The following is a 25,914-nucleotide window of genomic DNA, read 5'->3' on the forward strand; positions in this document are numbered from 1 at the left end:
GGTGATGTCATGCAGCATTTGATCCGACAGTCGTCCGATTTCGATGCCACGGTCCTGCCGAAGCTTCTTGGCCTGCTGGGTGACAGGATCGTCACCTCACGAGCCGTACGCGAACAGCACGGCCATGGCGAGGGCTTGCCTGACAGCGCGATGCCGGATGGCGTCGCATTCGCGCAGACGACCAAGGAGGTCGCGGCAATCGCTGCAATTTGCAACGAAACCCGCACGCCTATCATTCCCTTTGGAGCCGGTTCCTCCCTGGAGGGCCACGTCGTACCGCTTTATGGCGGCGTGGCCCTCGACTTGTCCGGGATGACGAAGATCATCGAAGTCAACGCGGAAAGCATGGATTGCCGCGTCGAGGCGGGCGTGACGAAGGAAAAGCTCAATACGGAACTGCGTTCGAGTGGACTATTCTTCCCGGTCGATCCGGGCGCCCATGCGACGCTCGGTGGGATGGCCGCCACCCGCGCCTCCGGCACCAACGCGGTCCGCTACGGAACCATGCGGGAAGTCACGCTTGGTCTGACGGTGGTGACGCCCGAGGGGCGCGTGATCCGCACCGGCGGTCGGGCACGCAAATCCTCGGCCGGGCTTGACCTGACGCGGCTATACGTCGGCAGTGAAGGCACGCTCGGCGTCATCACCGAGATCGCGCTGAAGCTGAGCGGCATTCCGGAAACGATCGCCTCGGCGGTCTGCCAGTTTCCGGATATGGAAAGCGCGGTCGGCGCCGTCATCGCAGCCCTGCAGATCGGCATCAATGTGGCGCGTATCGAGCTTGCCGACCAGATGCAGATGCGCGCCTGTATCCGTTATTCCAAGCTCGACGAATTCCTGGAACTGCCGACGCTGTTTTTCGAGTTTCATGGAACGCCGGCTGTGGTGGCCGAGCAGACGGAAACCATGCAGTCGATTGCCTCGGAATTTGGTGGCAGCGGTTTCCAGTTCGCCAACAAGCCGGAGGAGCGTTCCCGTCTCTGGACCGCAAGGCACAACGCCTATTTCGCCAATGTGGCGTTGATCCCGGGCTACAAGCTCATCGGCACGGACGCCTGCGTGCCGATTTCGGAACTGGCAGCCTGCATCGAAGCGACCCGGAAGGATATCAAGGAAAGTGGCTTGGTGGCGCCGCTGGTCGGCCACGTCGGCGATGGCAATTTCCACCTGGCGATCCTCTTCGATCCCGAACAGCCCGAGGAACGCAAGAAGGCCGAGGCGCTGGCGAGCCGCGTCAGCCTGCGTGCCATCGAGTTTGGCGGCACCTGTACCGGCGAGCACGGGATCGGCATCGGCAAGATACGCTACATGGAATCCGAACACGGCGAGGCGCTCGACGTCATGCGCGCGATCAAAGCCGCACTGGACCCCAACGGGATCATGAACCCCGGCAAGATGTTGCCTTCGAGCACGGGAGAACACTGAGATGAAGAAGCTGATGAATGCGCCCGGCGATTTCGTCGACCAGGCGCTAGACGGCCTGACGATGGCCAATCCCTCTATTGTTCGCGACGGCGAGAACGGCCGGGTCATCCGGCGCGCGGAAGGCGTGCGTAAGGGCAAGGTCGGCGTCGCCTCCGGCGGCGGCTCGGGCCACCTGCCGCTGTTCACCGGTTATGTCGGCCAGGGTCTTCTCGATACCTGCTCGATCGGCAACGTGTTTGAGGGCCCGAATGTCGGTTCCTGCATGGATGCGATCAGGCTTGCCGACGGCGGTCGAGGCGTGCTGCGCCTCTATGGCAACTATGGCGGCGACCGCATGAATTTCGACATGGCCGGTGAAATGCTGGAAGACGAGATCCGAACGACGACGGTTCTCGGCACCGACGATATCGCCAGTGCCTCGCCGGAAGAAAGCGCCAAGCGCCGCAGCGTAGCGGGTATCGTCTATGCCTACAAGATCGCCGGCGCGAAGGCTGAATCCGGCGCCGATCTGGACGAGGTGACGGCCACGGCCGCCAAGGCGGTTGCCGCCACCCGCACCATTGGCGTCGCACTTGCCCCGTGCCAGGTTCCGGGCTCGGCCAAGCCGACATTCACGCTCCGCGACGACGAGATCGAGATGGGCATGGGCATCCACGGCGAGCCCGGCATCTGGCGCAACAAGCTAAAGCCGGCCGACGACATCGCCGACGAGATGCTGGACAGGCTTCTGGCGGAAACCCCGAAGAATGCCGGTTCCGAAGTCTCGATCCTGGTCAACGGTCTCGGAGCGACGCCTCTGGAGGAACTCTTCATCCTCTATCGCCGCGCTTCCCAGAAGCTTTCGGCGGCCGGACTGACGATCGTCCAGCCGCTGGTCGGCAACTACGTCACCTCAATGGAAATGGCCGGCGCCTCGATCAGCCTCTGCTTCCTCGACGAGGAACTGAAGTCGATGCTGGCCGCACCTGCCTATTGCCCGTTCTGGAGGATCGGATGAGCACTTTCGGAGTCACTGATGTCAAGGCGGTCGTTGCCAAGGCCGCCGCCGCGATGGTCGAGCTGGAACAGGAACTGAATGCCGCCGATGCCAAGCTCGGCGACGGCGACACCGGCGGCATGCTGGCACGCGTCATCTCCGCAATCGAAAAAGCGGCTGTGCCATCCAACGAGGATGTCGGCACCTGCTTTTCCGCCTATGCGAAAGCGGCGGCCGTCGCGACCGGATCCAGCCTCGGCACGCTGTTTGCCACCGCGCTGATGACCTTGGCCAAGGACACCAAGGGTCAGGCATCCGTGCCGCTTTCCGAACTGGCACCGCTGCTTGCTAAGGCGCGTGACGCCATGATGGCCCGCGGCGGAGCGAAGCTCGGCGACAAGACGGTTCTCGATGCGATCGACGCCGTGGTACATGCCCTTGAAGGCATCGGCGATCCGGCCGAGACGAAGAGCAGGGCAGTCGCGGCGACGCGGGCGGTTCTCTCCGAATTCCGCGGCAAGCCGAACAAGATCGGCCGCGCGCGGATGTTCGCCGACCAGACGATAGGACTCGACGATCCGGGCATGCTCGCCTTCGCTAAACTGTGCGAAGCGGTGGCATGACGGGTTTCAGCCGGTTGCTTCCGGCAACATTTCAACCATCGGCAAAGCGTGGTAACCCACGTTCAAGAGGATGCTGATCAGGAGTGGGAATGTCTAAGCAGGTCGAGAAATCTGAAGGCGAAAACGAACGCAATTCCAGCCAGATGCTTTCCTTTTCGAAGATGCTGGCCGTGCTGGACTGTTTTTCGCGTGACGACCGCTCGCTCTCCGTCTTGGAGATTGCCAGGCGCACGAAACTGCCGCGCACCACGGTGCATCGCATCGTCGGATCGCTGCGTGCGCTCGGCCTGATCGACCAAGATCGCGACCGGGAAAAATACCGTCTCGGGCTCAAGCTTTTCGAGCTCGGAAACACTGTTCTGGCGAACATGGATGTCCAGCGGGAGGCGAGCGAGAGCATCGCGACGCTAGTCAACAAGACCGGCCAGTCCGTCCATCTCGGCGTCTTCGACGGCTTCGAAATCGTCATGGTCGAGCGGGCAGACCCGAAGATCGGGCAGGTGAACCGCGTCGTCACGCTGGAAAGCGCGGCCGCCTACTGCAGCGCTACCGGCAAGGCCGCGCTCGCCTTCCAGCCGCAATCGGTCGTCGACCGCATCATATCGCACGGGTTCACGGCGCTGACGCCGAACACGATCACCACCGGCAAGCAGTTGATGGACGACCTCGCCGCGATCCGCGAACGGGGATATTCTATCGACGATGCCGAATATGAGGAGTGGCGCCGCTGCGTCGCCGCCCCGATCCGCAATGCAAGCGGACGGGTTTTCGCGGCGATCAGCGTGACGGGCAGGAAAGAGAATTTTACCGAACGGACGATCCCGGAATATGCCAGCCTGGTCGTCGCCCAGGCGGACAAGATCTCGCGCCGGCTCGGATATGAGCGCAACGGCGGGTAGGTTACGATCTCCCGGCCTTTGCCGGCCCTTAACGGTTTCCATCGGCTGAAACGGCTGCATCCGACATTTCGCCGGCGATGCTGTACACCTAACGCTGCAATAAAATCAATACGATAGTTTCGAATATCTTGTTCAGTCCGTTTTTCCAGTAATCACTTTTCAACAAGAAAACCAGCTTCGCAAAAAGCGCCGATCTGAGCCTTGCCCGCTTGACGGCCCGGCATATGTCCACTATTCAGACATCATGTTCGCATAATGGAGAAAAGCATGGCATCCGCGCCGCAGTTCTTTGGCATCATCCCGCCAACCACAACACCCTTCGACCCCAATGGCGACATCATCTTCGACCAGTTCAAGACCCAGATTCGCTTCATGCTGGCTGCCGGCGTTCATGGCATCTGCGTCGGCGGTTCGTCGGCCGAAGGCCATACGCTGGAAATGTCCGAACTGCAGGCGCTGCTAGAGACCGCGTCCGAAACGCTTAACGGCAAGGCGCCGCTGATCGCAGGCGTCATCATCAACTCCACCCGCCAGGCCGTCGACCGCTGCAAAATGGCCGCCAGGGCAGGCTCGGTCGCCCTGCAGGTCACCCCGCCGCACTACGTCTTCCGTCCTTCCGACGACGCCATCGTGGATCACTTCAAGGCAATCGCCGGCGAGAGCGGCCTGCCGGTCCTCATCTATAACGTCGTGCCGTGGTGCTATCTCAGCCCGGCTCTGCTCATCCGCATCATGAAGGAAGTGCCGGGCGTCATCGGCGTCAAGCAGAGCAACGGCGACCTCAAGCTTCTCGCCGATCTCCTGCAGGAGATCCCGGAAGGCAAGCTGGTCTTCACCGCCGTCGACGCGCTGCTCTATCCGAGCTTCGCGCTCGGTGCGCATGGCACGATAGCCGCAAACCCCGCAGCAGCCCCCGCCGCCGTCGTCAAGCTGTGGGATCTCGTCCAGGCCGGCGACCATGTCAGCGCACTCGCGTTGCACCGCAAGCTCCTCACCTTCTGGAACGCGCTGATCTGCGACGACCTGCCGGCCTGCATCAAGTATGCCCAGTCGCTGCAGGGCGTGTCGCTCGCGCTGCCCCGCGCGCCCATGCGCATGCCCGACGAAGCACGCAAGCGCCGCATCGCAGACGCCTTTGCCAGCCTCGGCGTCCCGTTCAAAATGGCGGCCTAGCGCCAGTTGATCAGTACCGGCGGCATGGAGGTATGTCGCTGGTACTTGAGTCGGAGATTATCGCGGCACGACAACCGCACGTTTACAAAGGGAGGAATACATGACTACTCGTTCCAAAGTATTTTCGCGTGTTGCCGGCGGTCTCGCGCTCGCAGGCGTCACGCTGTCCACATCCGTCGCCATGGCGGAATGGCCTGAGCGCCCCGTCACACTGATCGTGGTTGCCGGCGCCGGTGGAGGCAGCGACTACACGATGCGCCTCCTCGGCGCAGAGCTGGAAGCCGCTCTTGGCAAGCCGTTCACCATCGTCAACCAGGCTCAGGCCTCGGGGATCGTCGGCTACACCACGTATTCGAATGCCGCGAAAGACGGTTATACGCTCGGCCAGCTCTCGCCGATCGCCCAGTTCAAGCTGCTCGGCCAGGCCAATTTTACGCCCGAGACTTTCACGGCCATTGCCCAGTTCAACGCCGACCCATCGGCTATCCATGTGGCAAAGGACTCTCCCTTCAAGGACATGAAGGAGCTGGTCGCGGCGATCAAGGCAGATCCCGGCAAGCTCAAGATTCATTGCGGCGGATCCTGCAATGCGAGCTGGGACATTCCTTTCGTCGCCATGCTGCTCGATCAGGGCGTCGATGTCACTAACCTCAACCTCATTCCCGGGGCGGGCTCTTCGGCCGCGCTTCAGGAATTGGCGGCCGGCGGCGTGGATGTCGTCCTGTGCTCCATCCCTGAGACCACCGCGCTCGCCCAGGCCGGTGTTGTGCGCACCGTGGCCGTCATGAGCGAGGAACGCGTCGCCATCGACACGAAGGTGCCGACGGTGAAGGAACAGCTCGGCAAGTCCTATGTGGGCGGGACCTGGCGCGGCATCGGCGGTCCGGCAAAGATGGATCCGGCCCTCGTGGCGCGCATTGAAGGCTCGATCAAGAAAGTCGTGGACGGCGACAAGTTCAAGAAGGGGATGGAAGCACGCGGCTTCGGCGTCGCCTGGCTCAACCATGCGGACTTCACGACTTTCCTCGGCAAACACTTCGACGAGACGACCAAGGTCATCAACGCGCTCAAGACCAAGTGACGCCGACGGCGTCACCTCGGCAGTCGGGAGAAGTTTCATGACGAAGCTTGGAGACAGGGGGGTCGGCCTTCTGGTCGCGGTATTCGGCATTGCCGTCATCTACATGGCATTGCAACTGCCGGAGCCGATGGCGGGATCCCACATCGCCTACGGGCCGGGTTTCTTCCCGGTCCTGCTCGGGCTAGCGGCCGTCGCGGCGGGAGTGGCACTCGCGGTTGTCCGGCCGGGTTCCGTCGAGGATGAGGATAAGGTTGCCTCGCCGCATACCGGCCGACCGCGGTTCGCCGGGCCTCTCCTGGTTTTGCTGGCGATGCTGGCCTATGTTTATCTCAGCGACCTGATTGGCTTCATTCCGCTCGCAACTGTCACGCTTGCCATCCTGCTGATCTTCGGCGGCATGCGGTTTCTGCTCGCCGCCGCACTTTCGCTGGTAGCAAGTGTCTTCATCTATCTCATGTTCTCGAAGGGCCTGCTCGTGCCCCTGCCGCGCGGCATCCTTCAACCTTGGGCAATATGGCTATGATGGTTCATCTCCTTGCGGCGGCTGCCGAACTTTTCTCCCCCTATGTCCTGATGGTCATCGTCGCCAGTGCGGTGTTCGGTCTGTTTATCGGCGCGATTCCGGGGCTGACCGCCACAATGGCGACGGCATTGCTAGTTCCAGTGACGTTCTACATGGATCCCGTGCCGGCGGTAGCGGCGATGGTGACCGCGTCCGCGATGGCCATGTTTGCCGGCGACATCCCTTCGGCTCTGCTTCGCATGCCGGGAACGCCGGCCTCCGCGGCCTATACGGACGATGCCTATGCGCTGACCAAGAAGGGACGGGCGCATGTCGCGCTTGGCATATGCCTGCTCACGTCGGCGATCGGCGGCATTTTCGGCGCCATCGTGCTGTCCGTTTTTGCTCCGCCTCTGGCAATGATCGCCCTCAAGTTCAGTAGCTTCGAATATTTCTGGCTCTGCCTGCTCGGCCTGACGACATCGGCCTTCATCATGCAGGGCTCGCCGATCAAGGGTATCATCTCGCTGGCGCTCGGCCTGCTGGTCTCCACCATCGGCATAGATCCGGTCAGCGGCGTGCCGCGCTTCACCTTCGGCAGCTCTGCGCTGATAGGTGGCGTATCGCTCGTCCCGGTCATGATCGGCGTCTTCGCCATCGCCGAGATCCTTCGTTTCTACGCCCACCCCGATCCGAAGCTGGCGCTCGAACAGACGGAATTGAAGGGCGTATTTTCCGGGCAGGCCAGCATTCTCTGGCGCCAACGCAAGGCGATTGCGCAGGGCAATATCCTCGGAACGATCATCGGTATCGTACCGGGCGCCGGCGCAGATATCGCTGCGTGGGTTTCCTATTCGTTGGCCAAAAAGTTCTCCAAGAACCCCCGGGAATACGGTCGCGGATCGGAGGAGGGGCTTGCAGCCGCCGGCGCGGCCAACAATGCCGCAGTCAGCGGGGCTTATGTTCCGGCGTTGGTGTTCGGCATCCCGGGCGACGCGATCACCGCGATCGTCATCGGCGTTCTGTTCATGAAGGGCATCAATCCGGGGCCGACGATCTTTCTTAATAACCCGGCGACGGTCTACGGCATCTTCATGGCGTTCATTCTGGCCAACCTGCTGATGATCCCGCTCGGCTGGGTAGCGATCCGCTGTGGCCGCTCGATCCTCAAGGTGAAGCTTTCTATTCTCATGCCGATCATCCTGATGTTCTGCATGGTCGGTTCGTTCGCCGTCGACAACACGATCACTGCGGTCGGCGTGGCGCTCGCCTTTGGTGTCCTCGGTTATTTCATGGAAGAGAACGGCATTCCGATCGCACCCTTCGTGCTCGGAATCGTTCTCGGCCCCCTAGTCGAACAAAACTTCCTGACCTCGATGATGAAATCCGGTGGCTCGCTGATTGCCTTCTTTGATCGACCAATCGCGGCGTCCCTCGGGGCTATCACCCTGCTGATCTGGGTATCGCCGCTGATCTCGATGATCCGGCGATGGCAGTCGGCGTCAAGACAGGCGTGACCGTGTTATTGCCGGTCGAATAACCGGGGCTTGGTCCCGTGGCTAAGCTATTGAAAGCAGCATGCAGCATTTGCGCAACCGGAGCCGTATCACTTCCCGCTCGTCGCATGCCCTAGTACGTGCATCAGGCGGTTTGCCCATCCGAAGATTGATATGGCGTGAATAAGATCGATGATTTCGGCATCGTCCATTCCCACCGATTTCAAAGTGGCGATGTCGTCTTCCGTAGCCTGCGATGGAGTTTCCGATAGGCGACAGGCGAAGCTATAAAGTGCTGCATCGCGGGCCCCGAGGTGTTCGGGCCTATCGAAATATAGAGCGGTGACGACGTCGTCGCTCTTCGTGAGCTCCGCATGCCGTCGGGCGTGGATAACTGCACAATATTTACAGCCGTTGACGATGGATGCACCCAGCGCGCCAAGCTCGCGCTCCGAGCGGGCAAGTCCCCCTTCGGCATACATGATCGCGTTGAACAGCTCGGTGCGGGCGACATAGCTCTCAGGATCATGTACGAGCGTGCGGACATATTCCGACACCTTCTTGGCAGACGGCGTGACTTTCATTGCGTCAAGCTGTTCCTGCGTAGCCTCGGAAAGCTCGACCGGCGCGATATGCGGGTGCCAGACGAGTGGCTTCAGGCGAACCGTGGAAATCATGCGGACCTCAGCAATCGAAGGCCTGCCGCCACCCGTGTCTGAAAATTGACGAATGCGATCAGCTCGGAGAGCGCGACGATCTGGGGGTTGGTAAGACCCACCTGTGCCAACAAGGCTATATGGGTTGCCTCTGCCTTGCTTGGCGTGAGCGTTATGAGATCGGCATGGCGGGCAATGGTCGCCAGGGGCTCGTCGAGGTTCAGCTTACCCTGAGCCAGGGCCAGAAGATCATCCGCGGGATCGAGGTCGGCAAGTTGTGCGTCGTAGTCGGCAACCAGCACCTGATCAGCATTCAGGGCCGCCATGCGGCGAGCCAGAGCAGCGCGCAGCCCGACCGACAGCCCTTGATCGCTTGCCGGCTGCAGGACGGAAAGCCGGCATAGCTCGGTCCCTTGCACGAATTCCGGACGTGATCGGCGGGCTTTGAAAATGGCATCATCCGGCGAAAGGCCAGCAACCCTGTCCATGGCGTCAATCACAACGCAGTCTCCTTCTGTAGCAAGGGTGTTGAGTCCACCCACTCGTCGCCTTGCAGTTCGGGCGTGTCGTAGGCGACAAGATTGGCGAAATGGATCTCGACATCATCTGCGAACAGCGATGCGGCAATCCCTCGGACAAGCCGCTCGGCGCCGGCACTGACGGCCGGAATGTCGCCTGACACTTTGCCATGGGTCAGCATGGCGGCGTCGTTGAAACAGTGGATGCGCGCGAGGATGGGGCAGGAACCTGGAACACGCTCACGGAATTCGAACGCCGGACCAAGATCCGGCGCCTCGGACATGCCTTTACGCGGCGGTCCCATTTCAGGCGTATGGCGACCGTCCGACCATTTGCGGATATGCGGTGCGAGCGCGGCGAATTCCAGACGACCGTCGAAGTCGTTCGAGAAACCGGTTGCGGCGATGAGGAAGTCATAGCGTATCTTCCCTTGAGTCGTCTCGACCAGGAGACCGTCTGCATCTTGGCTGACTGCGACGATCCCGCAGTCGAGAAAGAAACGGGCATTCTCGTGACGGGATACCCGCAGCGTCGAAGAGCGCGGCGGCGGCGTCTGGGCAGAGGCGGTGTAATCAACGAATTTCCATTTCCAAGCATCCGGCAGCTGATGCATACCATGCACCACACCTTGGCTGCCGATGCCCGTCATTTTGTTGATCCGTGGCATTTGCTTGCGGCGGATCAGCAGGTCCACAGAGCCCGCGCCAGCCTCGAGCGCCGTGGCCGCATTGTCCATCGACGAGGCGCCGGCACCTATTACCGCGACACGCTTTCCTTTCAGTGCCTCGAAATCAATGTCATCGGCGGAATGGGCCCAGTAGGCCCGGTCAACGCCCTCAAGGAAGTCAGGCACGGCAAAGCCGCCGAGCCCGGAGCGGCCAGTGGCGAGAACCAGACGGCGGGTCATGATCCGCCCGGTCTCGGCGCCCTCAATATCGATAGCAATCATATCGCCGACCTGCGCGATGCCGGTCATCCGCACACCGTTGCGGACCGGCAGGTTGAGCACATTGCGATACCAGACGAGGTAATCCATCCACTGGTCCTTTGGGATCTTGTCCAGCGACTGCCAAGCCTCGTCGCCCCATTGGGCCGTGAACCAGGCACGGAAGGTCAATTGCGGCAGGCCAAGAGCGGGACCATGAAGAGCCTTAGGCGAACGAAGGGTCTGCATCCGGGCAAACGTCACCCATGGTCCCTCCAGACCGGCCGGTGCCGCATCATAGGCCACGACATTGGTGATGCCTGACAGAACGAGCTTTGCCGTTGCCGCAAGCCCGCACATGCCGGCGCCGATAACGATGACGTCGCGAACCGGGTTGCCTTCATGCCAATGCGGAGGAACCCAGGGCTTGGAGGGAAGCTCGAGATACTCGAGATCCCGTGCAAGCCGAGCTTCCAGCGCAAAAAGGCCTGCCGACTGCGTGGTCTGCTTCATAGTCCATTTCCGTGGTTCATGCCGGATACTGCACCTGTCTTCCAAAGATCGAACAGGATCAGCCCGATGCGAGGCGACGAACACTCTGATGTCGCGGCTGTCTTCGGCCACCTGCCTCTTTATCAGATGAATTCGCCGACACTCAGTCGGCGAAATCACAGCTTTCACACAGTACACTTGCAACCGTAAGCGCTAGTTGGTGGGCTTCATATCGGAGGCGCGTACCCAATCATCGCCACGTGCCTGCCAGTTGATACGCTTAGAAACACCATAGGTGGCCGGCTGGGCGTAGAGGAAGAGCGCCCCAGCCTGGTCGCACATCAGCTTTGTGGCATCGGCATAGATCCTCTTGCGCTCATCGGGAACGGTGGACGCGCGGCCGGCATCAAGCAGTTTGCCGAATTCGGCATTGTTCCAATAGTCATAGACGTTGCCGGGGGCGAACATCGTCAGCATGCCATCGGCGTCGATCGTCGGCCATGCCAAGCCCTGCACGGCGACTTGGGCGAGGTTACGGTCCTTGATCTGCTTGTTCATGAATGCGCCGAACTCGATCTCAGTGATCTTGACGTTGAGGCCGACTTCCTGAAGCTGCGAGGCGAGAACCTGCGTCACTTCTTCACCTTGGAGATAGGTCGCCGTTGGGACTTCGATCTCGATCTGCTGGCTGAGATCGACGCCGGATTCCTTCAGCAGCTCGACCGCCTTGTCCGGATCATAGGGATAGGCCTTGAGGTCCGGATTGTAGCCGAAATAGGCTGGCGTCAGAAGCTGGCAGTCGGAAACCGTTGCCTTGCCGTCGAAAATCGAGGCGACGATGCCTTCCTTGTCGATTGCGTAATTGAGCGCCTGACGGAACTTGAGGTTCTGGAATGGTGCCTTCTGGTGGTTGAACTTGCCGAGCATGGTGCGGATCGAGTCGATCGCATCGGCCTTAGCGCGGCCGCTGTCATTTATGCGTTTGATTTCAGTCGTCGGCAGGCCGGTAATGAGGTCAATTTCGCCGGCTTCAAGCGCTGCCGTACGCGCTGCCGATTCCGGGATGATCCGGAAATTGACGGTCTTGAAGTCCGGTTTCGCGCCCCAGTATTCGGGGTTCTGCACCAGCGTAATATGATCGCCGGGCACGTTTTCCTTGATCATGTAAGGGCCGCCGGACATGGTTTCGTTTGCCGGCTTGTGGGTCTTTGCCCATTCGGGAGGGAGCAGGAAGAACATCGAGAGCTGATCGGCAAGCGCCGGATAGGGCGAGGAGGTCTTCACTTCGAGCGTGGTGGGATTGATTGCATTGGCGGTTGAAACGAGGCTGAACCAGCCTGCGATACGCGCTCCGACGCTCTTGTCCAGAACGCGGTCAATATTCCATTTCACCGTTGACGCGTCGATCTTTTCACCGTTTGCGAAGTGAGCGCCCTCGACCAATTCGAAACGCCAGGTGTTGGCATCGACCATCGTCCAGCTCTTGGCGACATCACTCTTCAATTTCAGGTCCGGGCCGCGGATGATGAGCGCCGGGTAGATGTGGCTGATGACGCTGAGGTCGGAGCCGACCGATGCACTCATATGCGGATCAAGCGTGTTGACAGAGACCCTTAGGGCAATCGTCACCGAATCCGCGGTCTGCGCAAATGCCGGCGCCGAGGCGATGGAGAGGAACGTCGCGCCATATAGGGCGAGGGCGGTCTTGGGAAAGCGCATTTCGGTCTTCCTTGCGTCGGTTGAAAGGGAACAGGGATTAGGCCGCGGTCCGTGTCAGAAAGTCACGAATTGCGGAAACGACAGTGGCATTGGCCTCGACGTGAACGGCGTGATTCGCGTTCGGAACCTCGAGGAGTTCGGCCTTCGGAACGTGTTCGGCTATGTAGCGAGAATGGTTTGGGGGGCAGATCCAGTCCTCGGCGCCGCAGATCACCAGTGTCGGCACGTCGATGTCCTTCAGCCGATCGCGGACATCGTAGACCCGTTCGGCAAACAGCGCGTTGTGGGTCTCGGCATGCAGATGCATGGTCCGCGTCCGCTCCAGCGCCGCGTCGGGATCGAACTCTTCGTAATAGAGCGGTTGCAGCGCGAGCCAGATCAACCTGAGCTCGGTGTCATCCTTCACCTTGTCCGAGAACAGCTTTTCGAGCATCGCGATCGATGCGCTGGGCGCTTTGTGCAACCTCTGTCTGAAAGTGACGAAAGCATCGTCTTCATTATGATGGCTAGGCGCTGTACCCCGCAGGATCAGGCGCGAAAGCCCGTGCGGATGGCGGATCGCGTAGGTCATCGCGATCATGCCGCCGAACGATCCGCCTTGGAGAATAATCTTTCTGTCGCCGCAGAAGTGGCGGCGGAAAGCTTCGAGATCGTCGGCGAACTGTCCGAAATTATAAGGTGGCGTCAGGCTCGTTTCCCCGCAGCCTCTCTGGTCGTAAGCGATCAGGCGGTAATGGTCGGAAAGCGCCTTGTAGGCGTTGAATTCACCCTTGCGGTCACCAATTCCGCGACCGCCATGGAGCGCGAAGATCACCTCCGCGTCCTTGCTACCGATGTCGTCGTAGACGAACCTCGCTCCGTTGAGTTCAACTGTAGGCATGGACAATGTTCCCCTGTTACGAGGGCAGTTCTTGCCGCCCAGAATTATTATGAAAATGAGAACATGAAATGGCGCCAATTTCAAACAAAATTTTGCGCGAACGATTAGCGCGACGGAATCAGTTCTGAGAGGGACGAACTCCGACATGCTTTTCAGTCACCGCTCGCAACCTCTCGGCGTCACGGGTCCGCAGGCATTCGATCATCTCGAAATGCTCTCTTGCTGCGCGCTCAAGTTCGGCCGGAGTATTGCTGGCCCGCTGGGCGGCCAATGGAACGCGACGACGCAGGTCCCAGATGATTTCAACCATCACCGGATTGTGGCAGGAAGTCAGCAGCTCCCTGTGGAACGCAAGATTTGCCTCGTCCTGATCAGTGACTGTCCCGGTCTTCAGCGTTTCGGAAAAAACGCTGGCAAGATAGGAAAGGCGGGCGAGGGATTCCCCGGAAATGTTGGCGATTAGCTCTTCTACGATGGACTTTTCCACGAGCGCACGGGCTCTGCGAACGTTGTTGGCATGGGCCTGATCCACCGGCGGAACATAGTAGCCGCGGTTGGGCACCCGCTGTACGATCTTTCTCGATTGCAGCTGTTCCAGCGCGTGGCGCAACATCAGTCGCGTGCATTGATACCGCTCCTCGAGATCGATCTGCTTCAACCACATACCGGGCGCGAGTTTGCCGCTATAGATATCCGTTTCGATCTGTTCGATCAGGGGTCGTGAATCTTTTATGCTGCTGCTTTCGGTCGTTGTTTCCATGTTCCGTTTCCTGCCTTGTCTGCCGTCCTCTGCGGTGGGGCGGTTCGCGTTTTTTATCCTAGCAGCCAATTGTTGCGTTGACACTACCCGAAATTGGCGCCAATCTGGTGAAATATTCCCATTCAACGGTGGTTCAAAGTATCGTGGCACAGAACGAAGTTTCCCGTTACCGCATCGGCGTCGACTCCGGCGGCACCTTTACCGATGTCTGTATCCTCGATGAAATAAAGCAGGAGATGTTCGTCTGGAAAGTATCATCGACGCCTGCCGACCCGTCCGAGGGCATTGCCAACGGCATCATCCAAGGCCTGCAATCTCTTCCTGGCGGTGGTGCCAATCCGGATGCGGTTGCCTATTTCGGCCATGGGACCACGGTCGGCACGAACGCGCTCATCCAGGGACGTGGTGCTCCTTGTGGCCTCATCACTACGGATGGTTTCCGCGACGTGTTGGAAATCGGCCGACAGAAGCGCCCGGAACTCTATTCGCTGCAGACGGTAAAGCCACCCCTGCTCGCCACCCGCGACATGCGCAAGGAAGTGCGCGAGCGCGTTCTCTTCGATGGAACCATTGCTGTTCCGCTCCACGAGGACGATGTCCGCAAGGCCGTTCGGGAACTTAAGGAAGCGGGCATCAAGGCGATCGCCATCTGCACGCTCTTTTCATTTGTCGAACCGGCTCACGAGAAGCGTATCTGCGAGATCGTCGGGGAGGAAATGCCCGACGCCTTCATCAGCGTGTCGCACGAGATCGCCCCGGAATTCCGCGAATACGAGCGGGTCTCGACCACGGTCGTCAACGCTTACCTCGGTCCGATCATGCGCAGCTATCTCGACCGACTGACACCGCGTCTGGAAGCTGCAGGAGTTCAAGCGGAGCCGCATCTCACGCAGAGCAATGGCGGCGTCATTTCCTGTGACACGGCAAAGAAGCAGCCGGTGCGCACCGTTCTTTCCGGCCCGGCCGCCGGCGTGACGGCAGCGCTCGAGATCGGCAAGGCGACAGGCAGCAACAATCTCATCACCTTCGACATGGGCGGCACATCGAGCGACGTTTCGCTGATCGACGGCGGCAGGCCGCAAATGGCCAATGACATCGTCGTTCACGGTTATCCGTTGAAGGTGCCGATGCTCGACATTCACACGGTTGGCGCCGGCGGCGGCTCGATCGCCTATGTCGACAACGGCCTTCTGAAGGTCGGCCCGCGCAGCGCCGGCGCCAATCCCGGCCCGGTCTGCTATGGCCTCGGCAACGAGGAGCCGACGGTGACAGACGCGAATATCGTTCTCGGTGTCCTCAACCAGACCCATCTCCTCAACGGTCGCATGAAGATCGACGCCGAAGCTTCCAAGCGCGCGGTCGCGCGTCTTGCGGCCGATCTCGGCATCGACGTCATGGATGCGGCACAGGGCATTATCCGCGTCGTCACCGCCAATATGGCCAAGGCGATCCGCGTCATCTCCGTCGAGCGTGGCTACGACCCGCGCGACTATACCATGCTTGCCTTCGGCGGCGCCGGCCCTATCCATGCGGCCCGCCTTGCCAAGGAGCTCGAAATCCCGCGCCTGATGATTCCCAAGCATCCGGGTATCATGTGTGCGCTGGGTCTGCTGCAGGCGGATCTGCGGACCAATATCTCGCTGACCCGCATGGCGCCACTCGCCGCTGCGTCGCTGCCGGCGATCGACGAAGGCTTCGCACAGCTCAGCGAACGTGCCGAGGAATGGTTCGAGCAGGAAAAAATCCCGGCGGAAGATCGCCGGCTCACGCTCGCAATCGACATGCGTTACGGCGGTCAGGGTTACGAATTGACGGTCGAGCGCCCGGAAGGACTGTCAGGCCAGGGATTGCTGGATGCGATGAAGGCCGGTTTCGAGCGGGCGCACATGCAGCTCTACGGTTATGTCGCGGCAGAAGAGCCGATCCAGATCATCACGCTGCGCATTGAAGCAATCGGCAATGTGCCCAAGGCGGAGGTGAGCTCCTATCCAGCAGCCACCACCGATGTCAACGCTGGGATCGTGGGTGAGCGCACTGTCTATCTGCCCGAACTTAGCGGCTTCACCCCATGCCCTCTTTATGACCGGACCCTTCTTGGCCCCGGCCATGTCGTTGCCGGACCTGCAGTCGTCGAGCAGATGGATTCGACCACGCTCATCCTTCCCAACCAGTCGGCAACCGTCGACGCCCAGCTCAACCTGATCATCGAGTAAGCGCCATGAACCAGACTGTTCCAGTAACCGGGAAACTGCCTGCCGTTGATCCCGTCACGACGGAAGTGATCGGCAGCGCGCTATCGACGATCGTCGAGGAAATGGGCAAGGCGATCGTTCGCGCCGCCTATTCGACCAATATCAAGGAGCGGCAGGACTGCTCCACGGTGATCTTCGATGCCGAAGGTCGCACGCTTGCCCAGGCCGAACGCATCCCCGTCCACCTCGGCTCGCTGCTCGGTATTGCGGAATACGTGCTGAAGAACTGCGACCTCGCGACCGTGGAACCCGGCGACGTCTTCGTCGGCAACGACGCGCACACGGGCGGCGGCACGCATTTGAACGACATCGTCTTCCTCGAGCCGGTCTTTGTCGAAGGTGAGATCGTCGCCTGGGTGACCAATCTTGCCCACCATTCGGACTTCGTCGACCGCGGTCATGCGCATATCTTCCAAGAAGGCCTGCGCATTCCACCGATCCGGCTCTACCGCAAGGGCGTGTTGCAGCAGGACATCATGGATCTTATCCTGTTGAACTGCCAGGTGCCGCGCGAGCGCATCAACGACTTTCGGGCCCAGATGGCCGCCAACCGCCTTGGCGTACAGCGCTATCAGGCGCTTTGCGAAAAGTATGGCAAGGCAGTCGTCGCCGCTGCCGGCGTCGAGGTGCTGAACTATGCCGACCGCAAGACCCGCGCCGGTATCGCTCGCATTCCCGATGGAGTGTATGAACATAGCTGCCGTTTCGACAGTAACCTCGTCGATGAGGTCATGGACCTCAAGGTGAGGATCGAAGTGAAGGGTGACGAGATCTTCTTCGATCTTGCCGGTAATCCCGAACAGGTCCGCGCACCGATCAACATGGTGATGACGGCGACACTGGCGACGGTATATTTCGCCGTGAAGGCCTTGGTCGACCCCGATATTCCGGCCAATTCTGGCTTCCATCGGGCGATTCACGTCACGGCGCCAGAGGGTACGCTCTTCAATGCTGTCGCACCGGCCGCGGTTTACAGCCGTACCGATCCGGGCCAGCGTCTGGTCGATCTCATCTTCGCGGCACTTTCGAAGGCTATACCTGAAGAGGTATGCGCGGCTTGCACCGGCGGTGGTCTGCTAACCTTTAGCGGCACGCATCCTCGCACAGGCCGTTTCTATGTCTACAATGAAATGTGCGGTGGCTCGATGGGCGCCCGTGCCCACAAGGATGGGCTGGACGGCGTGCAGGTGCATACGACCAACACCGCCAACATCCCGATCGAAGCGCTCGAATACGAGCACCCGATCATGGTCGAACGATACGAACTTGTGGAAGATTCCGGTGGTCCCGGCCAGTTCCGCGGGGGCATGACAATGCGTCGCAAGGTCAAGATTCTGGATCACACCGCAACGATTTCTGCCGGTGGTACGAACGCGGTTATCCCACCATGGGGTCTGTTCGGCGGCCAGGAAGGACGGACGACCAAAGTCGAACTGGGTGAAGGCGTCGCACCTCTGAAGCGCCGCTCAGGCATGGTCGGCCCCGGGCAAACGGTTGCTATGGTTGCATCTTCCGGAGGTGGCTACGGCGATCCGAAACAGCGCGATCGCGAGCTGGTCCGCAAAGATCTGCGCGAAGGCCGAATTTCGGAAAAAGCTGCCCGCGAGATCTACGGTCTCGAATGCTGAACTGACAAGGCGCGCCATGCGTTTCGGCGCGCCGATGCCCAACGAGCAGATGCCAATAACAAGGGGAACAGGCATGCGCATAGGTATCGTCGGATGTGGCGGCATTGCCCTCGGTTACGCAGCATGGCTGACCCAGGAAGGTCATGATCCGGTCCTGTGGTCGCCATCGGGCAAGAGCGCAAGCGACCTGCATGGCGAGGAACTCGAGGTGACAGGCGTTCTGGAAACTCATTTCCGTCCAGTCATTGCTCCCGACCCGCAGATCCTGATGGATCATGCCCAAGTCGTGATCATCGCAGTGCCCGGCTACGGTCACAAGACGGTCATCGATGCCATCGTCCCCTTTGCAACAAGCGGCCAGACGTTCATCGTTAGTGCGCAGCTGTCTCTCAGCGCGGCCTATCTTTGGGAGCGGCTGAAGGCTGGGGAAGTTTCCGCAAGCGTGGTGGCATGGGCGACGACGGCGCTGATGTCCCGTCGAGCCGGTCCGCGAAGTGTTGCCATCGGCGGTGTCCGCTCCAGGCTGGAAGCAGCGGCTCTGCCTGCCGGCGGTGATGGTTCCGGGATTGGCATCTGCCGGGAGCTGTTCGGCGATCGATTCACAGAAGTTGACGATATCACGGCGATTGCGCTCAGCAACCTCAACCCGCCAATCCATCTGGCCAGCGCGCTCTGCAACTTCACCCGCATCGAAAAGGCCGAATACTGGGCCAACTACGACGCGATCACGCCGTCGGTGGCACGCATGATCGAGGCGCTTGATGCCGAGAGGCTGGCTGTGGCCGAAGCGTATGGCGTGAAGGTGCGCACGGTATACGACCACTACCATCTTACCTTCGGTTTCGAGCCGGGCATGTCGCTTGCGCAGATGGCCGCTGCGGTTCACGAAAAGCGCAAGGGGCCGCCAGGCCCGGTGACGACCGACACGCGCTTCATCACCGAGGACGTGCCGTTCGGCATAGTACCGGTGATTACGCTCGCGGAAAAGCGCGGCGTCGCCGTGCCCCTCCACAAGGCGGGCCTCGTGGTCGTCAACGCGCTGTACGGAAGAAAATTCGAAGATGAGAATGATCTTCTTTCATGGGTAGCTTAACTTTCCGGCCTCGTATCTCTGGAAGAGCATGACGATGATTCACAAACAACAGGCAAGATCGCTCTTCGCCACCGCACGAGCCGGGGGACGCACATGACGCGTTATCTGCTAAGCAAGCTCATTGAGGCTTTCATTGCGATCTGGGGCGTCGTGACGATCGTCTTTTTCGTCAGCCGTATTCTCGGCGATCCCGCCCTGCTGCTTGTTCCGGTGGGCGCGGGTCAGCTGGAGATCGACAACCTGCGCGTCGCATTGGGTCTCGATCGCCCACTGCTCGAACAATATTTCCATTCGCTCGTGTCTATGCTGAAGGGTGACTTCGGCATCTCCTTTCAACACACGCGTCCGGCGCTAGCCGTCGTTCTGGAGCGTATGCCGGCAACGGCGTCACTTGCCGGCTTGGCATTGATTTTCGGCACGCTCATCGGTGCAGCGGCAGGCGCCGTTGCCGCGTTGATGCGTGGCACCGTGGCTGAACTCGTCGTCATGATCGCGGCATTGCTCGGTCAGGCAACTCCGACCTTCTGGCTCGGCATCATGCTGATTCTGCTGTTCTCGGTGGAGCTTGGTCTTCTCCCGACCGGTGGGGCCGGCACCTGGCTGCATTACATACTGCCCGGGCTGACGCTTTCGGTGTTCGTCTCCGCCTCCATCGCGCGCCTGCTGCGCTCGTCGCTTCTGGATATCATGCGGGAAGACTATGTCCGCACCGCTCGCTCGAAGGGCCTGTTGCCGCACACTGTGTTCTTCTGGCATATCGCTCGTAATGCGCTGATACCTGTCGTCACGATGATCGGCATTATCGCCGGAGAGCTGCTGGGCGGTTCGGTGGTGATCGAGACGGTTTTCGCCTGGCCGGGGGTCGGGCGCGTGATCGTGCAAGCGATCCAGGCGCAGGATTTCCCCGTCATCCAGGCCGGCGTCACGCTCGTCGCCGCCATCTTCGTTTTCGTCAACCTGCTGGTCGATCTGCTTTACGGCGTGCTCGATCCCCGTATTCGTCGAGGATGAGCGCGGTCATGAGATCTTTCTTTTCCGCCCTTTTTAGAAGCCGCGCCGGATTATTCGGGTTCGTGCTCGTCCTGCTCTTCATCGCTGGAGCAATTCTGGCGCCGTATTTGGGGCTGTCATCGCCCACCCGTTCGAGCCTGACGTCGCGCATGGTCGCACCGACCTGGACCGGCATCGTGTCACCCGGCGCGCACCCGCTCGGCACGGATGAACTAGGACGCGACATCTTGTCCCGCATCCTATACGGCAGCCACACGACGCTGCTGATTGCGACCGGCGCGGTCATCTTGGGCGGTGTGGTCGGAACTCTTCTCGGGATCGTCGCCGGCTATTTCCGCGGCACGGTCGATCGCGTCCTCATGCGCGTCGTCGACATCCAGCTTGCGCTGCCGTTGATGCTGCTGGCGCTGCTGGTGGTGGCCGCCGTCGGCCCATCGACACAGAACCTCGTCATCGTTCTGGCTCTGACGAGTTGGCTGCGTTACGCCCGCATCATTCGCGGTCAGGTGCTTGCCTTGCGCGAACGCGAGTTCATCCTCTCCGCCCACGCGATCGGTGCCGGTACCTGGCGGATCATGCTCAAGCACCTGTTGCCGAACGTCATGACGCCAGTGCTGGTCATCGCCACGCTTGAACTGGCGCGCATCATCATCATGGATGCCGCGCTCTCCTTCCTCGGTCTGGGTGTGCAGCCGCCGAACCCAAGTTGGGGTCGGATGCTGGCGGACGGCCGTGTCTATATCACCACTGCGTGGTGGATTGTCACTTTCCCGGGGCTCGCCATTCTGTTCACCGTCTTGAGCGTGAACCTCCTCGGCGACTGGCTACGTGACTATTTTGACCCGAAACTGAGGACCGTGCGATGAATGCAATTACTCAACGCCCGCCCTTGTCGGCCGCTCATGCCCTTAACGGTTGTTCGGAGGTCTGACGCCATGGCACCGCTTCTCGATATCCGCAACCTCACTGTCGCCTTCGACACGCCGGCTGGCACCGTGCATGCTGTCAACAACGTCTCCTACACGATAGAAGAAGGCGAGACCCTTGGTATCGTGGGTGAGTCGGGCTCGGGCAAGAGCGTTCATGCCCTCTCCATGGTCGGGCTGATCGCTCGTCCCCCCGGTCGCATCGTCAGCGGCGAGGTCTTTTTTAACGGCCGTGACCTGCTGAAGATGCCGGAGCGGGACCTCTATAGTCTGCGTGGCAAAGAAATCGGCTTTGTCTTCCAGGATCCGATGACCTCTCTGAACCCGGTTCTGACAGTCGAACGGCAGATCGCCGAACCGCTGCGGCGGCACTTCAACTTGTCGAAAAACCAGGCACGCGAGCGTGTCGTGGAATTGCTCGATCTTGTTGGTATCCCCAACGCCCGTGCGCGCATAAGCCAGTACCCGCACGAGTTTTCCGGAGGCATGCGCCAACGGGTGATGATCGCGATCGGCATTTCCTGCAATCCGAAACTGCTCATCGCCGATGAGGCGACAACCGCACTTGACGTGACGGTACAGGCGCAGATCCTCGATCTCGTGAAGGACCTGAAGAAGAAGATGGGTACGACGGTTATCTGGATCACCCACGATATGGGCGTTGTCGCAGGCCTCGCAGATACGATCCAGGTGATGTATGGCGGGAGGATCATGGAACGCGGACCAGTGGACGCGGTCTTCGAGGATCCGCGCAGCGCCTATACCTGGGGACTGCTGAAATCGCTGCCCCATGGCGGAAAACGAGGCACGACGCGCCTTTACCAGATACCCGGCACCCCCCCCAATCTGATTGATGAGCCTATTGGCGATCCGTTTGCCCCACGCAATAGGTTTGCGACGGAACGCTGCCGGAAAGAAACGCCCCCGCTCGCCCAGGTGGAAGATAGCGTACAAGGTCACACGGCTGCTGTCTGGTACGACCTCCGCAAGGAGTTGAAGGGACAGGAGGTCACGGTATGAGCCTGGACAAGGATGTCGCGGACAAGGACATGGCGGCGCCAGCAAAGCCGCTCGTGACAGCGGACCGTCTCTGCAAGACATTCGGTGGAGGGCGCAGTCTGCTCGGTCGAGCCCCGCCGGCATTGAAAGCCGTCGACAACGTCAGTTTCGAGATATTTCCGGGCGAAACCCTTGGTCTTGTCGGAGAATCCGGTTCTGGAAAGAGCACAACCGGTCGCGTTCTGCTGCAACTCGAAGAGCCCACCAGCGGCGACATCATCTTCAAGGGACAAAATCTTACCGGCCTGTCGAAGTCGCTATTGAAGCCTCATCGGCGCGACATGCAGATCATCTTCCAGGATCCCTATTCGTCGCTGAATCCGCGGATGACGGTGGGCGAATTCGTCGGCGAGCCACTCGTGGTGCATGGCCTTGGAGAAAACAGATCGGAGCGGAATGACAAGGTCGCGGGGCTTTTCCGCAAAGTCGGGCTCGATCCGTCTTTCATGAAGCGCTACCCGCATGAATTTTCGGGTGGGCAGCGCCAGCGCGTTTGCATTGCTCGCGGGATCGCACTAGATCCGGCTTTTATCGTCGCCGACGAACCAATCACTGCCTTGGATGTCTCGATCCAGGCGCAGATCGTCAATCTCTTCCAGGATCTTCAGGACGAGCTCGGGCTGACTTATCTCTTCATCGCTCATGACCTGTCGATGATCCGCTACCTCTGCCATCGCGTCGCCGTCATGTTGCGCGGCCGGATTGTCGAAATCGGCCCTTGCGAGGCGATCTTCGATAATCCGCAGCATCCTTATACGCAGGCCCTTCTGTCTGCGATCCCGGTGCCAGATCCGAAGATCGAGCGCAATCGCAAGCCGCTTGCTTTCGACGTGACCGGTCATCCGACACCTGCGGACGCAGTTTTGCGGCCGGTGGGCGATCAGCATTTCGTGTTGGCTTAGCCATGCGGGCGATGAAAACCCTTTCGAGCCCGCGCATTGTAATCTGCCCCGACGATTCCTGCAAAACTCTCTCGAATGGCCGATCGCCTCGACGCGGTCATCGACTTTGAGCGCCGCGCCGGGTCGTGGCGGAGAGGTGGGGAGCGATATCGTTCATCTTGCCGTGATGATCAGAGAGCACAGAAGACAGCACGTTCGCGGCCGCTGGGAACTGCGTGAAGGCCACGACGACTGGGAGTAATCTCCAGCAAGCGCTTGCCGGAATTTTTGTTAATTAATCGCTGAACAATATTCTAGTATGTTCCCCTCGATTTAGAGGGCTATTTTGATATGAGTGCAGGCAAGGCGGATTTTACAGATATTATCGAGAAATTGGGGCTGATCGGGTTTTCCGAGCATGAAGCCAGAATATATGTAGCCTTGGTTCAGGTGGGGCCCGCGACGGCCTACGAGCTCGGGAAGCAAGCCAAGCTCGCGGTTCCCAACACGTACAATGTGATGCGGTCCCTGACGGAAAAGGGAGCTGCCACGCAAGTGTCTGGACAGCCCGCCCGCTACATAGCCGTTCACCCGGGGCAATTCCTTGAGGCGATGGCGAACAGGACCACGCGTATCTGCGAAGAACTCACTGAAAAAATGAGTAGCCTCACGTCAGAGGAAAATGACGACTATGTCGAGATGTTGTCCACTCCCGATGCTATCGACAAACGCATCATGGCGACGATCGAAGACGCCGAATCCCAAATTCTCCTAAAAGCAACATCGCCCTTGCCATCCAGGATTCACAAAGCTCTTCAGGCTGCAGCAAAAAGAGGTGTGGAAATTCTTTTCGTCTATTACGGCGAGAAGCCGAAACTGCGCGAGACCGGCAAGGTGCGTCTGTGGCCGCATGAAGGGAATGGTGCCAATATCGGGCCAGACTTCTTTCTGCTTTCCGTCGATTTCAAACGGGCGGTCGTCCGTGAACCATCCGGGCTGAATGGCGCCTATTCCGAGAACCGGTCATTTGTTTATCTTGCCGGCGTATTTTTGCGTCATGAACTCTATCTTGCGGAGATCATGACGAAATTCGAGGCCGAGATCGAAGATGCTTTCGGACCGGCGCTTTTCAAGCTGCGCGAATCTTATGGCATGCTTTCCGTTGACGATGATATTCGCCGTTTCGTCGATAGCCGCGTCAAGAGACGCTCAGTCCAGAATGTCGACTGATACGGCCTCGTATCCTTATTCTTTGCTCGACACTCCGCAAGCCAAATTCGGTTGATTTGATTGCTCACCAAAAAGGCAGCGGCTGCTTATTGTTTGGACTTGCTATTATTCAGAAGCTGAATAATAATTTTGGTGTTTGTAAGCGACCAGCTGCATCCAAGTCGAAAAGGCAAAGGGGAACGAGAATGATAAATATGTCTTGTGGCTTAAGTGGCCACCAAGTCCGCCGGTGCGTTGTCGCGGCCGGCACCGTCCTGGCATCCAGTGCTGCGCTATCTGCTCACGCGGAAACTCTGACGATCGCATTGTCGTCGTCCGTCAATACTCTCGACCCCACACAGGCGCAGGTCGTTGGCACTGACGTCAGCATTGCCGCGCACTTCTATTCGTCACTCGTTGCCCGTGACGCAGATTCAAAGCTTGTCGGCGTGCTTGCCGAAAAGTGGTATCCGGAAGGCGATAGTGCCTGGGTTTTCGATCTCAAGGCTGGCGTCACGTTCGCAGGCGGAGAGGCGCTCGATGCCGCCGTCGTCAAGTGGAATATCGATCGCATTCGCAATCCTGAAACAAAGTCCCGCAACCGTGCTTGGTTTGACCCGGTTTCCGAAGTTGAGGTTGTCAGCCCGACCCGCGTCAAGATCCACACGAAAGGTGCGTATCCGACACTGCCCGACCAGCTCTCGATGATCTTCTTCCTGTCTCCCAAATGGATGGAGAGGCATAATCCGGCGACCGAAGTTTACGGAACCGGTGAATTCAAGCTGAAGCAGTTCGTTGCCGGCGATCGACTGCTGCTTGAGAAAAATGAGACTTATAGGGGCGTCGCATCGCCTTTCAGTGACGTGGTCTTCAAGGTCATTCCCGAACCATCAGCGCGTGTTGCTGCCGTTTCTACGGGCGAGGCCGATCTCGCTTTCGATATTCCTCTCGAAGAGGTCGATCGTCTGAAAAAAGGTGGGAAGGCGGGCGCGGGATGGGTTCCGAGCAGCCGATCGATGGTCGTTCGCATGAATACCAACAAGCCGCCGTTCGCCAATAACGTCAAACTGCGACAGGCCATGAACTATGCTATCGATAAGCAGGCCATCGTCGATGGTTTGCTCGGGGGGCTCGGCACGATCAGTGCCTGTCAGATCATGACGCCAGCTTATTTCGGGTATAATTCCGATCTGAAGCCGTATGCCTACGATCCGACGAAGGCCAAGCAGCTTATTAAAGAATCCGGGCTTGCCGCCGGCACACAGATCGAGCTGCAGGTACCGATGGGCCGCTATTTCATGGCAAGCGAGATCAGCCAGGTCGTGGCCGGCCAGTTGCAGGAAGTCGGCCTCAACGTGGTCATTCGTGAATCAGACTTCAGTTCTTGGGTGCAGCCTTATTCCCGTGGGGAAATGGGACCAATGGCGCTGATGGGACAGGCCTGGCCAACCCTGGATGCCGATGGCCAGCTTGGTCTTTACGGATCGAAAAACCCGACCGCCTACTTCAACAATGCGGAATACGATGCCGCTCTGGCAGCAGGTCGAGGCACTACCGATCCAAAACAGCGCCTGACACATTACCGGAAGGCGACGGAGGTTATGTGTAACGAGGCCCCCGTCATCTTTCTGGTGGCGCAGCCGTTCACCTATGCCACCTCTCCGCGCGTTACGTGGAAGGCCCGTGGAGACGACTGGATTCGCGCATCCGACGTCATGCTCAAGTAAAC

Annotated in this window: 23 protein-coding genes; 17 read left to right on the top strand and 6 right to left on the bottom strand. The window is 59.8% G+C overall.

Annotation, left to right across the window (positions count from 1 at the left end; translation table 11 throughout):
* The first annotated feature begins 9 nt into the window (after positions 1-9).
* The 8 genes from ACMGE0_RS26805 to ACMGE0_RS26840 all read left to right on the top strand — a co-directional run bounded on the left by ACMGE0_RS26805 (position 10) and on the right by ACMGE0_RS26840 (position 8,196).
* A complete protein-coding gene (locus ACMGE0_RS26805) occupies positions 10-1,425 on the top strand; it encodes an FAD-binding oxidoreductase (RefSeq protein ID WP_436818937.1) in 1,416 nt (471 codons plus the stop codon).
* A gap of 1 nt (position 1,426) precedes the next feature.
* Positions 1,427-2,422: a dihydroxyacetone kinase subunit DhaK gene (locus ACMGE0_RS26810; protein ID WP_436818938.1), complete on the top strand. Its 996-nt coding sequence runs from the start codon at positions 1,427-1,429 to the stop codon at positions 2,420-2,422.
* Entirely contained in the window at positions 2,419-3,024 is a 606-nt protein-coding gene (locus ACMGE0_RS26815) for a dihydroxyacetone kinase subunit L (RefSeq protein WP_436818939.1), read from the top strand. Before ACMGE0_RS26810 ends, ACMGE0_RS26815 begins: the two co-directional genes overlap by 4 nt.
* Positions 3,025-3,113: 89 nt before the next feature.
* The gene (locus tag ACMGE0_RS26820; RefSeq protein WP_436818940.1) at positions 3,114-3,923 is read left to right on the top strand and encodes an IclR family transcriptional regulator; all 810 of its coding nucleotides are present in this window, start codon (positions 3,114-3,116) and stop codon (positions 3,921-3,923) included.
* Positions 3,924-4,190: 267 nt separating this feature from the next.
* Positions 4,191-5,096 (top strand): dihydrodipicolinate synthase family protein, encoded by a 906-nt coding sequence (locus ACMGE0_RS26825; protein WP_436818941.1) that lies wholly within the window; start codon positions 4,191-4,193, stop codon positions 5,094-5,096.
* Positions 5,097-5,196: 100 nt separating this feature from the next.
* Positions 5,197-6,177, top strand: coding sequence for a Bug family tripartite tricarboxylate transporter substrate binding protein (locus ACMGE0_RS26830; RefSeq protein ID WP_436818942.1), 981 nt, complete (start codon positions 5,197-5,199; stop codon positions 6,175-6,177).
* 37 nt (positions 6,178-6,214) lie between these two features.
* Entirely contained in the window at positions 6,215-6,700 is a 486-nt protein-coding gene (locus ACMGE0_RS26835) for a tripartite tricarboxylate transporter TctB family protein (protein WP_436818943.1), read from the top strand.
* Entirely contained in the window at positions 6,697-8,196 is a 1,500-nt protein-coding gene (locus tag ACMGE0_RS26840; RefSeq protein ID WP_436818944.1) for a tripartite tricarboxylate transporter permease, read from the top strand. Before ACMGE0_RS26835 ends, ACMGE0_RS26840 begins: the two co-directional genes overlap by 4 nt.
* 89 nt (positions 8,197-8,285) lie before the next feature.
* Here the strand turns inward: ACMGE0_RS26840 and ACMGE0_RS26845 are convergent, their stop codons facing one another.
* The 6 genes from ACMGE0_RS26845 to ACMGE0_RS26870 all read right to left on the bottom strand — a co-directional run bounded on the left by ACMGE0_RS26845 (position 8,286) and on the right by ACMGE0_RS26870 (position 14,126).
* Positions 8,286-8,852 carry a peroxidase-related enzyme gene (locus tag ACMGE0_RS26845; RefSeq protein WP_436818945.1) on the bottom strand — a complete coding sequence of 189 codons (567 nt, stop codon included), beginning with the start codon at positions 8,850-8,852 and terminating at the stop codon, positions 8,286-8,288.
* Positions 8,849-9,331, bottom strand: a complete 483-nt coding sequence (locus tag ACMGE0_RS26850; protein WP_436818946.1) for a hypothetical protein — start codon at positions 9,329-9,331, stop codon at positions 8,849-8,851. The genes ACMGE0_RS26845 and ACMGE0_RS26850 overlap by 4 nt, the downstream gene beginning before the upstream one ends.
* Positions 9,328-10,788 (bottom strand): NAD(P)-binding domain-containing protein, encoded by a 1,461-nt coding sequence (locus ACMGE0_RS26855; protein ID WP_436818989.1) that lies wholly within the window; start codon positions 10,786-10,788, stop codon positions 9,328-9,330. The genes ACMGE0_RS26850 and ACMGE0_RS26855 overlap by 4 nt, the downstream gene beginning before the upstream one ends.
* Before the next feature lie 192 nt (positions 10,789-10,980).
* Positions 10,981-12,486, bottom strand: a complete 1,506-nt coding sequence (locus ACMGE0_RS26860; RefSeq protein ID WP_436818947.1) for an ABC transporter substrate-binding protein — start codon at positions 12,484-12,486, stop codon at positions 10,981-10,983.
* Positions 12,487-12,523: 37 nt separating this feature from the next.
* Positions 12,524-13,513, bottom strand: coding sequence for an alpha/beta fold hydrolase (locus tag ACMGE0_RS26865; RefSeq protein WP_436818948.1), 990 nt, complete (start codon positions 13,511-13,513; stop codon positions 12,524-12,526).
* The gene (locus ACMGE0_RS26870; RefSeq protein ID WP_436818949.1) at positions 13,485-14,126 is read right to left on the bottom strand and encodes a GntR family transcriptional regulator; all 642 of its coding nucleotides are present in this window, start codon (positions 14,124-14,126) and stop codon (positions 13,485-13,487) included. The genes ACMGE0_RS26865 and ACMGE0_RS26870 overlap by 29 nt, the downstream gene beginning before the upstream one ends.
* Before the next feature lie 143 nt (positions 14,127-14,269).
* Between ACMGE0_RS26870 and ACMGE0_RS26875 the strand changes: the two genes are divergently transcribed.
* The 9 genes from ACMGE0_RS26875 (at position 14,270) to ACMGE0_RS26915 (ending at position 25,912) form a co-directional block, all read left to right on the top strand.
* A complete protein-coding gene (locus tag ACMGE0_RS26875) occupies positions 14,270-16,339 on the top strand; it encodes a hydantoinase/oxoprolinase family protein (RefSeq protein WP_436818950.1) in 2,070 nt (689 codons plus the stop codon).
* A gap of 5 nt (positions 16,340-16,344) precedes the next feature.
* The gene (locus ACMGE0_RS26880; RefSeq protein ID WP_436818951.1) at positions 16,345-18,006 is read left to right on the top strand and encodes a hydantoinase B/oxoprolinase family protein; all 1,662 of its coding nucleotides are present in this window, start codon (positions 16,345-16,347) and stop codon (positions 18,004-18,006) included.
* Positions 18,007-18,079: 73 nt separating this feature from the next.
* Positions 18,080-19,099, top strand: coding sequence for an NAD/NADP octopine/nopaline dehydrogenase family protein (locus ACMGE0_RS26885; RefSeq protein WP_436818952.1), 1,020 nt, complete (start codon positions 18,080-18,082; stop codon positions 19,097-19,099).
* A gap of 93 nt (positions 19,100-19,192) precedes the next feature.
* Positions 19,193-20,110 carry an ABC transporter permease gene (locus tag ACMGE0_RS26890; RefSeq protein WP_436818953.1) on the top strand — a complete coding sequence of 306 codons (918 nt, stop codon included), beginning with the start codon at positions 19,193-19,195 and terminating at the stop codon, positions 20,108-20,110.
* Positions 20,111-20,118: 8 nt separating this feature from the next.
* The gene (locus tag ACMGE0_RS26895; RefSeq protein ID WP_436818954.1) at positions 20,119-20,976 is read left to right on the top strand and encodes an ABC transporter permease; all 858 of its coding nucleotides are present in this window, start codon (positions 20,119-20,121) and stop codon (positions 20,974-20,976) included.
* 69 nt (positions 20,977-21,045) lie between these two features.
* Positions 21,046-22,056, top strand: coding sequence for an ABC transporter ATP-binding protein (locus ACMGE0_RS26900; RefSeq protein WP_436818955.1), 1,011 nt, complete (start codon positions 21,046-21,048; stop codon positions 22,054-22,056).
* A complete protein-coding gene (locus ACMGE0_RS26905; RefSeq protein ID WP_436818956.1) occupies positions 22,053-22,997 on the top strand; it encodes an ABC transporter ATP-binding protein in 945 nt (314 codons plus the stop codon). The genes ACMGE0_RS26900 and ACMGE0_RS26905 overlap by 4 nt, the downstream gene beginning before the upstream one ends.
* A 330-nt stretch (positions 22,998-23,327) precedes the next feature.
* Positions 23,328-24,206 (top strand): TrmB family transcriptional regulator, encoded by an 879-nt coding sequence (locus tag ACMGE0_RS26910; RefSeq protein ID WP_436818957.1) that lies wholly within the window; start codon positions 23,328-23,330, stop codon positions 24,204-24,206.
* A 185-nt stretch (positions 24,207-24,391) separates the two neighbouring features.
* The gene (locus ACMGE0_RS26915; protein ID WP_436818958.1) at positions 24,392-25,912 is read left to right on the top strand and encodes an ABC transporter substrate-binding protein; all 1,521 of its coding nucleotides are present in this window, start codon (positions 24,392-24,394) and stop codon (positions 25,910-25,912) included.
* The last annotated feature ends 2 nt before the right edge of the window (positions 25,913-25,914 follow it).

It is taken from the genome of Neorhizobium descurainiae (assembly GCF_051400715.1).
Lineage (GTDB): Bacteria > Pseudomonadota > Alphaproteobacteria > Rhizobiales > Rhizobiaceae > Neorhizobium.